At 46.2% G+C, this 14,010-nt stretch carries 16 protein-coding genes and 1 pseudogene; 5 read left to right on the forward strand and 12 right to left on the reverse strand.

Annotated elements, in window-relative coordinates; all coding sequences use genetic code 11:
• The first annotated feature begins 75 nt into the window (after positions 1-75).
• A complete protein-coding gene (locus AC58UX_RS16190) occupies positions 76-954 on the forward strand; it encodes an alpha/beta fold hydrolase (RefSeq protein WP_497254435.1) in 879 nt (292 codons plus the stop codon).
• Positions 955-964: 10 nt separating this feature from the next.
• Here the strand turns inward: AC58UX_RS16190 and AC58UX_RS16195 are convergent, their stop codons facing one another.
• The 6 genes from AC58UX_RS16195 to AC58UX_RS16220 all read right to left on the reverse strand — a co-directional run bounded on the left by AC58UX_RS16195 (position 965) and on the right by AC58UX_RS16220 (position 5,573).
• Positions 965-2,338, reverse strand: a complete 1,374-nt coding sequence (locus AC58UX_RS16195) for a PDZ domain-containing protein (protein ID WP_497254437.1) — start codon at positions 2,336-2,338, stop codon at positions 965-967.
• Positions 2,339-2,378: 40 nt separating this feature from the next.
• Positions 2,379-3,140, reverse strand: coding sequence for a phosphoribosylformimino-5-aminoimidazole carboxamide ribotide isomerase (gene hisA / locus AC58UX_RS16200; protein ID WP_497254439.1), 762 nt, complete (start codon positions 3,138-3,140; stop codon positions 2,379-2,381).
• A gap of 101 nt (positions 3,141-3,241) precedes the next feature.
• Complete coding sequence (locus AC58UX_RS16205) at positions 3,242-3,724, reverse strand: hypothetical protein (RefSeq protein ID WP_497254441.1); 483 nt, start codon at positions 3,722-3,724, stop codon at positions 3,242-3,244.
• Between the two features lie 15 nt (positions 3,725-3,739).
• On the reverse strand, positions 3,740-4,048 hold the full coding sequence (locus tag AC58UX_RS16210; RefSeq protein WP_497254443.1) for a hypothetical protein: 309 nt from the start codon (positions 4,046-4,048) through the stop codon (positions 3,740-3,742).
• Between the two features lie 229 nt (positions 4,049-4,277).
• Positions 4,278-4,469, reverse strand: a complete 192-nt coding sequence (locus tag AC58UX_RS16215; protein WP_497254445.1) for a hypothetical protein — start codon at positions 4,467-4,469, stop codon at positions 4,278-4,280.
• A gap of 54 nt (positions 4,470-4,523) precedes the next feature.
• Positions 4,524-5,573, reverse strand: a complete 1,050-nt coding sequence (locus AC58UX_RS16220; protein ID WP_497254447.1) for a YheC/YheD family endospore coat-associated protein — start codon at positions 5,571-5,573, stop codon at positions 4,524-4,526.
• A 216-nt stretch (positions 5,574-5,789) separates the two neighbouring features.
• Between AC58UX_RS16220 and AC58UX_RS16225 the strand changes: the two genes are divergently transcribed.
• Positions 5,790-6,134: a hypothetical protein gene (locus AC58UX_RS16225; RefSeq protein WP_497254449.1), complete on the forward strand. Its 345-nt coding sequence runs from the start codon at positions 5,790-5,792 to the stop codon at positions 6,132-6,134.
• A gap of 115 nt (positions 6,135-6,249) precedes the next feature.
• A complete protein-coding gene (locus AC58UX_RS16230; RefSeq protein WP_497254882.1) occupies positions 6,250-7,059 on the forward strand; it encodes a YitT family protein in 810 nt (269 codons plus the stop codon).
• A gap of 272 nt (positions 7,060-7,331) precedes the next feature.
• Here the strand turns inward: AC58UX_RS16230 and AC58UX_RS16235 are convergent.
• Both AC58UX_RS16235 and AC58UX_RS16240 read right to left on the reverse strand, forming a co-directional pair.
• Positions 7,332-8,239: pseudogene (locus tag AC58UX_RS16235) on the reverse strand (Gfo/Idh/MocA family protein).
• A 62-nt stretch (positions 8,240-8,301) separates the two neighbouring features.
• A complete protein-coding gene (locus AC58UX_RS16240; RefSeq protein WP_497254451.1) occupies positions 8,302-8,565 on the reverse strand; it encodes an HPr family phosphocarrier protein in 264 nt (87 codons plus the stop codon).
• Positions 8,566-8,894: 329 nt separating this feature from the next.
• Between AC58UX_RS16240 and AC58UX_RS16245 the strand changes: the two genes are divergently transcribed.
• Positions 8,895-9,785, forward strand: a complete 891-nt coding sequence (locus AC58UX_RS16245; protein WP_497254453.1) for a cation diffusion facilitator family transporter — start codon at positions 8,895-8,897, stop codon at positions 9,783-9,785.
• A 248-nt stretch (positions 9,786-10,033) separates the two neighbouring features.
• Here AC58UX_RS16245 and AC58UX_RS16250 read toward each other — a convergent pair whose 3' ends face one another.
• The 4 genes from AC58UX_RS16250 to AC58UX_RS16265 all read right to left on the reverse strand — a co-directional run bounded on the left by AC58UX_RS16250 (position 10,034) and on the right by AC58UX_RS16265 (position 13,657).
• Entirely contained in the window at positions 10,034-10,921 is an 888-nt protein-coding gene (locus AC58UX_RS16250; RefSeq protein ID WP_497254455.1) for a multicopper oxidase family protein, read from the reverse strand.
• Positions 10,922-10,987: 66 nt separating this feature from the next.
• Entirely contained in the window at positions 10,988-11,974 is a 987-nt protein-coding gene (gene msrB, locus AC58UX_RS16255) for a peptide-methionine (R)-S-oxide reductase MsrB (protein ID WP_497254457.1), read from the reverse strand.
• A 109-nt stretch (positions 11,975-12,083) separates the two neighbouring features.
• On the reverse strand, positions 12,084-13,016 hold the full coding sequence (locus tag AC58UX_RS16260; RefSeq protein WP_497254459.1) for a manganese-dependent inorganic pyrophosphatase: 933 nt from the start codon (positions 13,014-13,016) through the stop codon (positions 12,084-12,086).
• A gap of 62 nt (positions 13,017-13,078) precedes the next feature.
• Positions 13,079-13,657 (reverse strand): polysaccharide deacetylase family protein, encoded by a 579-nt coding sequence (locus AC58UX_RS16265; RefSeq protein ID WP_497254884.1) that lies wholly within the window; start codon positions 13,655-13,657, stop codon positions 13,079-13,081.
• Here AC58UX_RS16265 and AC58UX_RS16270 point away from each other — a divergent pair.
• Positions 13,637-13,864 carry a hypothetical protein gene (locus AC58UX_RS16270; RefSeq protein ID WP_497254904.1) on the forward strand — a complete coding sequence of 76 codons (228 nt, stop codon included), beginning with the start codon at positions 13,637-13,639 and terminating at the stop codon, positions 13,862-13,864. The two genes, AC58UX_RS16265 and AC58UX_RS16270, sit on opposite strands and share 21 nt — an antisense overlap.
• Positions 13,865-14,010: the final 146 nt, after the last annotated feature.

Here is a 14,010-nt window from a genome sequence, read left to right on the forward strand (position 1 = left end):
TCGATTTCAAAATCTTATCGCACATCGATCTTCTGGGCATATAGTATTACATCACTGCAAGAGAGGAAGACCACAATGACATACCTGAATGAGATTTACCCTAATCCAAATCCAGTATGGCCTGCACCCTATCCTCCACAATATATGTCTACGAATTGGCCCTATTTGCCAATACCCTGGAACCAAGAAGATGATCCATCCTTCCGTGCAAAAGAACAGCCGCTCACGTTCGTTCTCGTCCATGGCGCCTGGGCCGATAGAAGCTTCTGGGCAGGCATTGCCTCGGAGTTAAGCAAAAAAGGTCATACCGTCTACGTCCCTGATGTTCCAGGACATGGCGCTGACCCCAATAAAAATGTGACACATGCGATGATGTCCAAATCGATTGCGGATTTCATCATCTCACATAACTTGCATAACGTGATCCTGGTTGCACATAGCTTTGGAGGTACGTTGATCCAAAAAGCAGCTGAGCTAGTTTCCGATCGCTTGAAGCGGCTTGTATTTCTGAACGCCTTCGTTCTCAAGGACGGCGGAATGGCTGCCGATGAGTTCCCGCCACCTGTGGTTGCGCAGTTTAAGCAGTTCGTGGCAGGCTCCAAGAACAACACGCTTATGCTGCCTTATGAGCTGTTTAGAGAAACCTTTACGAATTTGGCTACGTTGGAGCAAGCAAAACGCATCTATAGCAAAGTATCGCCTGAGCCAGCGGGACCCTTGTTCGAGAAATTAGACCTGAAGAAATTTTATAGCCTGCCTATTCCGAAAAGCTACGTATACCTCATGGAAGATAATGTGATTCCATTTGGTGATCCCAACTATGGCTGGCATCCGCACATGTCGAGTCGACTTGGTATTTTCCGATTCTTACAAGTCCATGGCGATCATATGACAACTCCACAGTACGAGCCCAAGCTCGTTGCGCGTAAGCTCTATGAAGCTGCACGAGACTAAAAGGCAGCCTCTATGAGGAGCATCCTGGTGCCCCAACCTTAGGATTGGCCTTCAGCCAGTTCAAAATATCATCTAGCGTACGAACAGGTACAATACGCAAATCGCCTGCACCTTTTCTCGCATCCGCTTCATTCGCAACTGGCACAAAGAACACATCCGCATTCGTTCGGCTCACCGTATAAGCTTTCTGCACGAGTCCACCGACTGGACCGATGGATCCGTCCCATTCGATAGTCCCTGTTCCCGCAACGTGATGACCATACGTAACACCACACAGTGTAAGCTGGTCAATGAGCGTTAACGCCAGCATGGCCCCATGGGACGGTCCGCCTTCGTGAAGCAAATAATTATGATACGTGACGAGATCAGGTAGATCGTATCTCAACTCATTCGCAATCATGATGCCAATCGAGGCACGAGCCGGGTCATCCGTACTAGCACGTGTTTCAACGGTCAGCTCGACTTTTGCCTGATTCCGAATAATGGAAAGTTTGATGACTTCGCCTGGTTTAACTACTTTCATCCGCTCACTAAGCTCAGAAGTCATGGTGATCGGATGTCCATTCAATGCGGTAATGACATCGCTTGGCTTCAGCACTTCGGAGGCTTTCGTATTTTGCAATACAGCCGTAATCCGCACGCCTTCTGAGACAATCCCTTTGCCTAATCCTACTTTATGGAAAGCAATGGCACTTCCCGTGGCGTTCGCGTCTTCCTTCATCGTCCGAACTTCCTGATTGTATTCGCCGATGGACATACCCAAGCTTTCGATTCTCTCAAAGGTGTAGTCTTTAAAAAGCTTCGCATACAACCAGTCCACCGGAAATGCCGGCCGTTCGAAAATAAGCACACCCGAAATATCACCATGGGAAGCTCCGCCTTGAGCTTTTGCATACCGATTCATGTTGAGGGTAATGCCTGGATACGTCACCAAATAGTTGGTTGGCCAAAGCATCAACAGCAAAAGTCCTAGTGTCACACCCAAAACAAGTATACTTTGGCGTGGCACCTTTCGTTTCTTTCGTTCGTGAAGGACCATATCCACAGAAATCAGAACCAAACTGAGGATCATGGCAGAAGCTGAAAATTCCAGCTTTTTAGGCATTGTAACCACAATAACTACACTTAATAAGCAGATGAAACTAATAAAGCCGCGAAATACTTTCTTCCACCGTGATTCAGACTTGGCGAGGTGCAGAAGAGCCGCTATCATCCAGAGCAATGGAACAAGCGCAAGCGCATAAATCAGCAGATCTATAAGATCAATCCAATAATAGCGTGTCCCCCATCGCATGGGATCCGGCAGCCAGACTAGCTCACCTATCATGATTAACAGGAGGATGATCCCGATTCCCCAGTCATATAACTTGTGCCAAAGTGCCATTGCACACATCCTTTATCCGAACATGCGAACAAGCCTACCCTTACAACGCAATACTTAACTGCCTAACAACCTCATCATACGAGAGCTTCCCACCGAAAATATCAAGTGCGCTGCCAATCGTAATATCTAATTTCCCTTGGGATAGTTGTCTAAACAACGCCAAATCCTCAAACGATCTAGCCCCGCCGGCATACGTAGTTGGAATCGTAACCCACTGCGCCAATGAGCTTACCAAGCTTTGTTGAATCCCGCTCTGCTTCCCTTCTACATCCACTGCATGAATAAGAAATTCATCGCAATACTGTTCAAAGAACTGGATCGACGCTTGATTCAACTCCACATCACTCAGCTGTGTCCATTGATTGGTAGCGACATACCATTTGCCATCCTTTTCTTTGCAGCTCAAATCAATGACTAATTTCTCTTTCCCAATCGCTTCAACGATCCGCGTGAGATTATCCATATTCAGCTGTCCATCGCGGAAAATATACGAAGTTACAATGACGTGAGACGCCCCTTGCTCCAGATAAAAGCTCGCGTTCTCCGCCTGAATACCGCCGCCGATTTGCAGTCCGCCAGGATACGCTTGAAGCGCTCGTATCGCTTCGTCCTGATTGCCACCGCCAAGCATGATCACATGCCCGCCGGTTAAACGATCTCTTTTAAACATTTCCGCATAATAGGTTGAGTCATACGAAGAAACAAAATTCTCAACGACAGGCTGACCCTCCCCACCCAAGGTTTCACCGACAATTTGCTTTACTTTCCCGTTATGTAAATCAATGCATGGTCTAAATTTCATGACGTACTGTTTCCCCTTTGCCATAAGTAGTAGTTGAATGACGTCCCGTCATCAGTGCTAACATGAGAAAAGCCCTCAATGGAGGGCTGCACACACATAAATCACTGCTTATCAAAACCTTCTTCTTCCAGATACTCCTGAACCTCTTCATACGTCTCAAAGGCGCAATCCAAATTCTCTCCCGCGTAGATATACCATAAATCTTCCACGAACGTAACACTTAATGTATTGCCGTTGTCATCCGCCCAAATTTCTTCCTGCGGGACAAGATCTTCCTCAACCTTTGAAACAGCTTTAGGACTACCGCCACGAGTTAAAGACTGAATCGACTTCGCGATAATGTCACGAAGCTCGTCTTCACTATAATCCCGAATGTTGATTAACCCTTTGGAATCTACCGTACAGCCTGGGATGTATTCGGCATACACGAATCCAATTCCATTCGGGTGAAGATGATACAGAACAGTTGTCTTCTCATAGTCACTCTCTACATAATGAAAATTGATTCGTCCCAGGGAAACATCCTTACGCTGCAACTCAGGAAAGGATGCTGCTATGGCTAACTTTTCGTCTAAACTAAGCATACATGCCCCCGTAACTTACTCGATCACTTGAATTTTAAACACGTTCTCCAACTTGCCTTCCGCTCTTTTCTTCAGGGGCACTTTAATATCTCTCCCTAGCTCTTTGAAAAAAGTCTCAACATCACATTGTACATTGGAAAGTACCACTTTAAATGAACCATCCTGAACGATATTCTGATTTGCTTCAGCAGGCACCGATATATCAACTGCGTACTTCTTCGTCAACGTGTTAATATAACGACTAAAAATTTCAATAAGCTCCTCATTATTGAAATTTTCGATGACTACTTTGCCTTTGTTTGTAAAATTTAAATGAACGTTCACCTTTAAATGTCCCCTTTTCCTGTACACCCTGTATTTGCTTGTGGGTAAAAGCCTTCATCGAACGAATAATGCTTCACTTCTATTTTACTTGTTTATAGGGGTATGAAGCAACACATCTGCCAAATTCATTTTCTGTACACAAAAAGAAGCAGGTATTTCCTGCCTCTACGGGTTATTGCTTCTATAATTAATTATGCCACAATTATCTAATTTCTACGCACAAAAAGCTCTAAGCTTTTTCAGGAATTCGTTTCAAGCGCGTTTGATACCGATTAATGGACAGAATTCGAAATTCACCGAATGTCATAATTCGCTCGCGCACAACTTCAGGGAACGTAATATGATAGACTTCCAACTGATCGTCCAGTTCGTTATACCAAGGTAATAAATTCATTTTAATGACGAGAACTCGCTCACTCACATCTCAACTCCACCTTTGGGCGCAGGTTTTCTGCTTCTTTACGCCAGATTGAATCTATTTACTCAATAAGTATTTCGCATATAGCATGGGGGTCTCATACGTGCGATAAAATGTCTTATTCAATTTCAAATGCTTATATTGATAACGCTGATCCCTGCCGTTCACTTCGATAAGCCAAATGGCTCCTTGCTCATCGATGCCTATATCCATCCCCACGTCGGAGATCGAGGGAATTTGCTGACTCAGGCTCTCTGCAATTTGTAATGCAGCTTTTTCGACTTGCTCCCTCTTCAGAACCGGATCGAAGCCATTACTTACAAACAACGTCTCGCAAATCTTGGCTTCTCCGCCTCTTGCCAAATTGGTGACATGGCGACCAGTCGCAGCAACCTTCCCTGCTATCCCGGTAACGCCCCATTCTCCTTTGTCACCACGTTGTACAGATACGCGCAAGTCATAGGGACGCCCCTCGTACATTGCAAGAGGAATTGCTTTTTGAATCAAATACGATTGTCCGCTAACTTTCTCATCTATAAAATCAATGACTTGCTGCAAGTCAAGCTGCCTCACTACTTGTTTACTCCACCACACTTGCCAGATGTCATTTGGCAGCGCAGTAACCTTCAGTACACCTTTTCCCACTGAACTATTGGTAGGTTTCACAAAGAAAGATCCATATCGGCTCAAAGCCTTCTTCAATTTGTCGAGTGAGTATGTCATAGCTGGAGGAAGAAAGGCTGAGCTGTCGGTGCTTGCGCGTAACAACCGATGGATACGGAGCTTATCATGTCTATTTTGACCATTGAAAACTTGGCTTATCTTCGCGATTTCATTTAATTTCTTTTTTGACGAAAGGGAAAGTGTCATCGCTCGGTTATGAATGACCTTTGGGATCGGCAGCCGCTTCAATGTATACTGTTTGTTTTCATAACATAAACCTAGAGCCGACTTCGCGCTCACATTTTTTAAACACATGTAAAAAGGCGTCATCTCCAACTCTGCAGCGGCCTTATTATAATAAGCGATATGTTCATACCCGGTTTGGTTCCGAAGAATGCCGAGATACGTTTTACGGTCCAGGAGAATTCCGATTACATCGTGCACATTGTCACCTCATCAGCTAGGTTTCATCCTACTAATGTATGCAGAAATAGGCCTAAATGGTCCTGTTACACACGAGGAAATCCCAACATCTGACTTTGACTAATTTGAAGTTTGACTCATTGGTAGTGAAGTGCTACAATTCAAGCAAATTTGGATTTACATTGTTTGGAGGGGATAACCATACACCCTTTTTCACGAAAATGCTGTTGGACAATCATGGTCTGGCTGGTTCTCGGACTATTCGTCTTTCCTTTAACTCCCCCTATTGCTAACCATGCTACAGCCGAAACCGATGTTCTCATTTCTGCCAATACCACACAGGTTTTAACGGTTCAACAACAGCCGCCTACGAAGGAAATCATCCTTGTTTATGAAAATAAGATTCATTTAGATGACCAGTTTCACAAGCAGTATGAAATAACTATTTTTGTCGTTTTTATCGTATTTCTAGCGAGTCTTATTTGGAAAAAACTGAAAGTTATCCTGCTTGCCTTCCTCAAATTCACCTCACGTTATGCGGGCCTCATTCCTTCTTACTCATTAAGTAACGAAATTGAATGATTGAGGAAAAGAGGACACTTTCATGGCTACTTCATTAGGTAAAGAACAACAGGCTCAAACGCATGCACAGCATCGGAAACTAACAAGATTAAAATTTGCCCGTAGAATTTTATTTATGATTATCGGTACGATCCTAGTTTCGATTGGCTTGGAAATTTTCCTAGTTCCGAATCATATTATTGACGGCGGTATCGTGGGGATTTCCATTATCCTATCGCATTTATCCGGCTTTCCTATCGGTATCTTTCTGGTTGTACTCAATCTGCCGTTCGTGTTGCTCGGATATAAGCAAATTGGGAAAACCTTTGCTATCTCAACCACGTTCTCAGTTATCTTGATGTCGATTGGCACCACCTTGCTTCACCCGGTTCAAGCGATCACCATCGATCCTTTATTAGCCGCTGTATTTGGCGGAGTGATCCTTGGCATTGGCGTAGGGCTCGTTATACGCTCAGGCGGGTCGCTGGATGGCACAGAAATTGTCGCTATTTTATTTAGTAAAAAAATGCCCTTCTCGGTTGGCGAAATTGTCATGTTCTTCAACTTTTTCATTCTAGCAAGCGCAGGCTTCGTGTTTGGTTGGGATCGGGCGATGTATTCACTGATTGCTTATTTTATTGCTTTTAAAATGATTGATATTACGATTGAGGGTCTTGATCAATCCAAATCCGTTTGGATTATCAGCGATGAATACGTGAAAATCGGGGATTCCATAACGAATCGACTGGGTCGAGGGGTCACGTACCTCAAAGGCGAGGGCGCTTTTACAGGTGATGATAAAAAAGTGATCTTCAGCGTCATTACACGACTGGAAGAAGCGAAGCTCAAATCCATTGTCGACGACTTGGATCCTAAAGCCTTTCTTGCCATCGGGAATATTCACGATGTGAAGGGCGGACGCTTTAAGAAGAAGGATATTCACTAGAAAAAACAAGGAGCCAAGCGGCAAAGGCCGTCTTAGCTCCTTGTTTTTTGCGTATATGCTAAAGGTAACCGAGCAAAATTGCAAAACTACATTAATTCTCGGAAAACCGCCCCATGTGGCGAAATTAGTGCAAAAAAGCATCCTTTTCAGCAAGATTGGCCCGAAAAAGCCCAAACTGGCAGAAATAATTGCTTATTTGCAAGCATTTTTGCAAATAAGGGTTCATTCGATAAAAAAGGATGCTTTTTCGCATTTTCACTTATTTGCAAGCATCACATGCTGCTCCAGTACGAACGCAGATTGACCTTCTGGCCCAGCTTCGCACTGTCCAGCGCGCCTAACACCATCGCCATGCTCTTAATATTGTCGCGGCAATCGGTCTCCGCGCGGCAGGCTTCGGCCAGCGCCGCGAACATCTCGTCCAAGCAGCCAGCATGGCCGCTGCGACCCGACCAGTTCACGTTCGCGTCCACGCGCGTGAACTCCCGCAGGAACTTGCCGTCTTGATTGTGTCGGCATCCGCAACCTCCGCGTACGGCGCGCCCGCACCGTCCCACAGAGCGGTGCCCTGCTCGCCCGTCACGCGCCAAGACGCCTCCCAAGAGGTCGGTGCACCTTCTGCGCACTAGGAGCCGCGGTAGCAGAACACAGAGCCGTCTGACATCTCGTAGATGCAGATGGCAGAGGCATTCCCGGCATACCAGGAGCCGGGAGGGTTAAATTCTTGGCAGTACACCGAAACAGGGTCTGCCCCAGTAAGGAACCGAGCCTCGCGAAAGGCGCGAATATTCGCGTCGTATCTGCGATTTTGCATAACAGCCAGCGATTTCCCGGCTTCATCTGCAATTTGAATGAGCGCACGCGCCTCGTCCATCGTTGCCGCCATCGGTTTCTCGCCCAGTACATCACATCCGAGACGCAGTGCGGTGCTTCCAACCCCAAAATGACTCGATGGAATCGTGATATCCAGCACCAGATTGGCGCCATTCTCACGAATCGCTGTCTCAACATCTGTATACACACCACAGCTCAGCCCATGACGATCAGCCATCGCTTGCGCGAACTCTACTTTAATATCCACGAGTGCTCCGATCTCACACGCCTGCCTTTGCTTCATATTTTCAACCCACACATTGGCCATGCCACCACAACCAACGCCAACAATTCGATATGTACGCATCGAGAATTAACCACCAACTACACTGCTAATGGACAAGCATGTAAGCGTATACGCGCACCTGTTTAGCAAAATATTTGAAATAACCCAAAAATAAAATGCATGGCCTCTTCCTCATCTTTCCCTCTCGTGAGCAAACGCAGCGTCGTACCTGCCTTGATGGGAACCAGCAGCATACCTAATACACTTTTCACATCAACCTTATGATGCTTTTCTTCTAACTGAAAGTCGAGTGTTATGTCCGAGATAAAAATTGAAGATTTCGCAGAAATTCCAGTTAAATCGCTTCTCTCTAAATCTTTGACAATCTTAAATTCATGTACGCGCATGCCGTCTCGACTTCCTTTCCATGACATTTGGAGGTTTGTGATTTCTCATTATGTGTGGTATTATACAAAGATATTTCTGAAAAGTGAAGTGTTGAATATGCCCTATAATGATAGTTTACTAGATTCCCATGATAAAAACTCCTATCGAAGTCCTTCGAAGATGAGCGACCGCGTTTTAAAGGTAGTTTTTATCGCCAATAAAAATTTGTATTTCCGAGCATCGGAAACTTATAAATTCTTATGTGGTAAAAAAACCAGCCCAATCCCCCGACCTTAGGTCGAGGGATTTTTTTTCCTTCGGGAAACACTTCTGCAGGAGGTCATCATTCATGCATACTAACAACAAGTCATCGGTTTGGGCCATTTGGCTCTCCCTCATCAGTAACATTTTATTAACGATTATTAAAATTATTATCGGTCTCATTTTTCATAGTGAGGTACTACTCGCTGACGGTGTTCATAACGCTGGTGACATCATCGCAACAGTTGCTGCACTAAGCGCCATGCGAATTTCCAAGCTCCCGGCGGATGAAGATCATCCGTACGGCCATGGTAAAGCCGAAGTGCTGGGCTCGGGCTTTGTTGCTTTCATCCTTGTAACGGCTGCGCTTTATATCGGGTACCACTCCGTTGCAGCGCTCTTCCATGAACCGAGTGCGCCTAGTCTAATCGCCTTGATCGCTTCAGCTGTTTCTGTGGTATGGAAATATGCGCTTTATGTCTACACCATGCGGATCGGACGCAATACAAACAGCAAAAGCTTGATCGCGACAGCTCACGATCATTTAGCTGATGTGTATGCCTCGCTTGCAGCCGTAGTCGGTATTGGTTTGGCGTTCGTCGGCAAAGCCTCCGACATTCACTGGCTGGCATACGGCGATGCGGCTGCCGGGGTTGTTGTGTCCCTCTTGGTTTTGAAGTTGGGTGCTGAGATGGCCAAAGAATCCTTCGATATTCTTATGGAAAAAACCGTCGATCAACATATGCTTGCGCAATTTACCGCTTTGATCGAAGCGGTTCCTCAGGTGAAACGTATTGATCGTGTTCGGGCGAGAGAGCACGGACACTATATTTTAGTTGATGCGCGTATCTCTGTTCCTGGCGAGCTCACGATCCAAGAAGGACATGACATCTCGCGTGCAATTAAGAAATCCATCATGGATCAGTACAGCGATGTGGATGAAGTGTTGATCCATTTGAACCCTTGGTATGAGAAATGATGGTGCTATTGCTTTGAAATAGACAATAACTGTATTTCCTACAGCTAATCCTCGCAAAAAACCTCGTAAAAATCTAAATAGATGGATTTCCTGTAGTTAATCTGCCTCGATGATCTCCAAATCGTCGAGTATGGCAAAATTAGCTGTAGGAAATCCATCTAAATAGTGTTTTTAATCAAATATGGTGAAATTAACTGTATCTTTTCCAGCTACTAGCCGCAACTCAGATTCATCTTAGCCATTCTCGCCTACACATACTTAACAACCGTAAACATACCGCCCGTAGGCTTCGTCATATTGTTTGATGTATGATGCGGCATATGGCAATGCAGCGGCCAAACGCCAGGATTTTGCGCTGAAAATTCAATATCCACCGTGACACCGCTAGGCACAAGTATCGTATTCCGTCTCTCTCGATTGAAATGCGGTATGGTGTTCCCATCTGCTGCTGTGACCCAGAACTGATGACCGTGCAAATGAATGGGATGTGCGTTCATTCCGATATTACCAAACCGAATGCGCATTTCCTCCCCATATCGAACAGGTAACGGGCTTGTATGAGGAAAGCACCGACCATTCATCGTAAAAAAATTAAAAGCATCCGACATGGTCTCCAATTCATAATGACCTGCTTTCACGACACCTTTTTCCATGCCTTTTACATGAAACTCCTGAAGCATAATAAAATAGTCCCGTTGTGCAGTGCATTCGTACGGATCTTCGATAATCAAGCCTCCGCCTAAGCCCATCAACTCTTGAAACGCCGTGTCCACATGCGTGTGATACATATGCGTACCTGGAGGGTTCACAATTTGAAAATGATAATCAAAATATTGGCCGTTCTCTATATAGGGTGAGGGCTCAACCGCTGGCACACCGTCCATGCGATTCGGCACATCAAGCCCATGCCAGTGCACACTTGTAGCCTCCGGCAGCCGATTATGCACGCGAATAGTTACCCAATCACCAGGAAAGACTCGGATCGTTGGCCCTGGAATGCTGCCGTTGTATCCCCATCCTTTGATAAATACACCGGGTAAAATTTCTTGCATGACCGGCTCCGCGACCAACTCAAAAAACTTCACACCATGCAGCACGACATAGCTTAGATCTTGCAGATCTGGTGATACGACCATGGCATATCCCCCCGCTTCAGCGCTCTATACATCAAGCATATGCGTCAAAGCTGAGGATTTACCTACTTACTGCTTCCCTTCAAAGAAACGTAGATACGCACCGTAGCCTTCTTTCTCCATTTCCGCTAAAGGAATGAACCGCAGTGCTGCGGAATTGATGCAATAGCGAAGCCCATTGGGTCCAGGACCATCGTTAAAAACGTGACCTAAATGCGAATCCGCCTCCGTGCTTCGAACTTCTGTCCGAATCATGAAATGACTCGTGTCCGTTAGCTCTTTCACATGTCCTTCGAATAATGGCTGTGTGAAGCTCGGCCAACCGCATCCGGAGTCAAACTTATCATAAGAGGTAAACAGCGGCTCCCCTGAAACGATATCAACGTAGAGGCCTTTTTCTTTGTGATCATGGAACTCATTCTGGAATGGACGCTCAGTCGCATTATTTTGTGTAACTTCGTATTGGATCGGCGTTAGAGCTTTCTTACGCTCTTCTTTATCCTTCGCAGTGTTCCAATATTGCGAAATATACGCATCGCGTCCTGACCCTTTGCGGTAGGCTTTGTAGCGAAGCGGATTTTTATGATGATAATCCTGATGATACTCTTCCCCTGGGTAAAAGGCTTCAGCATCAATCCGAACGATTTCCGTTACGATTGGACGATCGAATCGACCGCTATCCTGCAGCACTTGTTTGGACGCCTCAGCTTTGGCTAGCTGCTCATCACTATGGGCAAAAATCGACGTACGGTACGATGATCCACGATCATGGAATTGTCCACCCGCATCGGTTGGATCAATTTGACGCCAGTACGTGTCTAAAAGTTTTTCATAGGGATATAGCTCGGGGTCAAAAGTAATCTGCACGGCTTCCGCATGCCCCGTCGTCTCTGAGCACACTTCTTCATACGTCGGATTGCTCGTATGCCCGCCGATATAACCGGAAACAACGGAAATAATGCCCGGCAGTGACTCGAACGGCGTTACCATACACCAGAAGCACCCTCCTGCAAATGTTGCTTTATCTAAATGAACACCTTGAATGTTATCTGTCATGTTAAGGCCACCTCTTTCTCCAATTATCTTCTTATCATATCAAAAGTTACCGAGATAGCCAAAAACACCGCTCATCAAGTGAACGGTGTTCGAAAATACGCTATGTATCCTACAGATTGTTGAAAATGTCTGTAAGAACAGGCACGATTTGTGATTTACGGGAAACAACGCCTTTAAGTACCGCTTTATTGTCAACAAGAGATACGTTGTACGCTTTCTCAACTGCGTCAGCTTTACGTCCAAGAGCAAGACCTACGGAATCATTGTTCAAAATGTCCGTTACAACGAACAAGAACAAATCTAGGTTTTTCTCAGCGATGATCGCTTGAAGCGCCGTTTCGATTTCAGCTTGTTGGGAAAGAACATCGTTCACATCAACCGCATTGACTTGTGCGATTTCTGTTTTGTAGCTGCCCATTTGGAATTCTTTTGCATCCAAAGAAATCAATTGTGCAACGGATTTGTCGCTTAGATCTGCGCCAGCTTTTAGCATGTTCAGACCATAAACTTCAGCGTCAACACCTGCAACTGCAGCTAGCTCACGAGCAGCAGCAACGTCTTGCTCTGTGCAAGTTGGCGATTTGAATAGCAAGGAATCAGAAATGATAGCAGAAAGCATCAAACCAGCGATGTCAGCATCGATGGAAACGCCGTTTTCTTTGTACAATTTATTTAGAATCGTTGCTGTGCAACCAACCGGCTCCGCACGGTAGTAAAGCGGGTGGCTCGTTTCGAAGTTCGCAATACGGTGGTGGTCAATAACTTCCACAACGCGTACTTGATCGATATCGTTAGCGCTTTGTTGGCGCTCAACGTGGTCGACCAAGATAACATTTGCTGCTTCGTTCGCAACGGTTTGAACTTCACGTGGAGCCGCTACTTTAAAGGTATCAAGCGCGAATTGCGTTTCGCCGTTAACGGAACCTAGACGAACTGCTTCTACTTCTTGACCTAATTTTGTTTTCAATGCAGCATAAGCAATTGCGGATGTGATTGAATCAGTGTCCGGATTTTTATGTCCGAAAATAAGTGTTTTTGACATTGTACGACTCCTTAAAAGACATTTTTTAGTGAGAGTGGTTATGACCTCTAAACACGATTATACTACGGCGATGTCGGTTCGGACAATTGCTGAACCCAATCTTCGAATGGTTTTTGGCTGTCTACGACGATGCGATGCAGCTCCAGTGGCGGTTGATCGGATGAAGCCCAGCCGTCTTTGGTCGTGAAGGCGTACCGAAAGCCGGCCTTTCGTAAAATACGCAGCGTCGTGCGGTTGTACTCGCCGTACGGATAAGCGAACGTATCCGCTGGTTTCCCCAGCTCTTGCTCAATGCGTGCGCGCGCTGCAAGTATTTCCGCGCGCTGTGCCTTCTTGCTGAGCTCGGGCAGATGCGGGTGCGTCACGGTGTGTGACGCAATATCCCATCCTGCTGCGCTCAGCTGTTTGACTTGCGGCCAGGTGAGGTACCCTGGCGTGTTAATAAGACCCGTCGACAAGTATAATGTCGCCGGAAAGCCGTGCTGCTGGAGGATAGGCAACGCCACCTCCGCATTATTCGCATAGCCGTCATCGAACGTGAGCAGCACGGAGTGAGCCGGTGACGGCCGCTTGTGTTCGATGACGCTGGTGAACTCTTCCAGCGTCATCGGGGTGTAGTGATGCGCGGCCAAATAGTCCATTTGGCGCGCGAACGTATCGGGGTGGAGCACGTACGTGTTCCCGGGGTCCACCCCGATACTGTGATAATTGAGCACGGGGATCGCGATCCCGTGCTTGGCCTTAGCTGGCGCGGCGAAGCACGCCAGGAAGAGGCAAGCGAGCAGCAAGGCTGCGAGTGCATTCTTTTGCATGTGAAGCTTCATCGAAGATCGCCTACCTTATTTTGAACATAGTAGTCCAAGGTGTGATCTCCTAAGCCTCCCCTACATGCAGACTGAATATGCAAATAATGCCAGCATAGCTCCATATGCCACCACCTCACGACTTGTCTCTCCACAAGCTCCCGCCGAAGTTACGTTAGTCCGATTTTGCC

The sequence above is a fragment of the Paenibacillus sp. J22P90 genome (genome assembly GCF_059692195.1).

Excerpts from the sequence above, each read along its gene's own strand:
- AC58UX_RS16250 (WP_497254455.1), bottom strand. The coding sequence starts at position 10,921 with ATGGTCGTATCACCAGATCTGCAAGATCTAAGCTATGTCGTGCTGCAT.
- AC58UX_RS16195 (WP_497254437.1), bottom strand. The coding sequence starts at position 2,338 with ATGGCACTTTGGCACAAGTTATATGACTGGGGAATCGGGATCATCCTC.
- AC58UX_RS16265 (WP_497254884.1), bottom strand. The coding sequence starts at position 13,657 with ATGGACTATTTGGCCGCGCATCACTACACCCCGATGACGCTGGAAGAG.
- AC58UX_RS16190 (WP_497254435.1), top strand. The coding sequence starts at position 76 with ATGACATACCTGAATGAGATTTACCCTAATCCAAATCCAGTATGGCCT.
- AC58UX_RS16260 (WP_497254459.1), bottom strand. The coding sequence starts at position 13,016 with ATGTCAAAAACACTTATTTTCGGACATAAAAATCCGGACACTGATTCA.
- AC58UX_RS16230 (WP_497254882.1), top strand. The coding sequence starts at position 6,250 with ATGATTATCGGTACGATCCTAGTTTCGATTGGCTTGGAAATTTTCCTA.
- AC58UX_RS16245 (WP_497254453.1), top strand. The coding sequence starts at position 8,895 with ATGCATACTAACAACAAGTCATCGGTTTGGGCCATTTGGCTCTCCCTC.
- AC58UX_RS16240 (WP_497254451.1), bottom strand. The coding sequence starts at position 8,565 with ATGCGCGTACATGAATTTAAGATTGTCAAAGATTTAGAGAGAAGCGAT.
- AC58UX_RS16270 (WP_497254904.1), top strand. The coding sequence starts at position 13,637 with ATGCGCGGCCAAATAGTCCATTTGGCGCGCGAACGTATCGGGGTGGAG.
- hisA (WP_497254439.1), bottom strand. The coding sequence starts at position 3,140 with ATGAAATTTAGACCATGCATTGATTTACATAACGGGAAAGTAAAGCAA.
- AC58UX_RS16205 (WP_497254441.1), bottom strand. The coding sequence starts at position 3,724 with ATGCTTAGTTTAGACGAAAAGTTAGCCATAGCAGCATCCTTTCCTGAG.
- AC58UX_RS16225 (WP_497254449.1), top strand. The coding sequence starts at position 5,790 with ATGGTCTGGCTGGTTCTCGGACTATTCGTCTTTCCTTTAACTCCCCCT.
- msrB (WP_497254457.1), bottom strand. The coding sequence starts at position 11,974 with ATGACAGATAACATTCAAGGTGTTCATTTAGATAAAGCAACATTTGCA.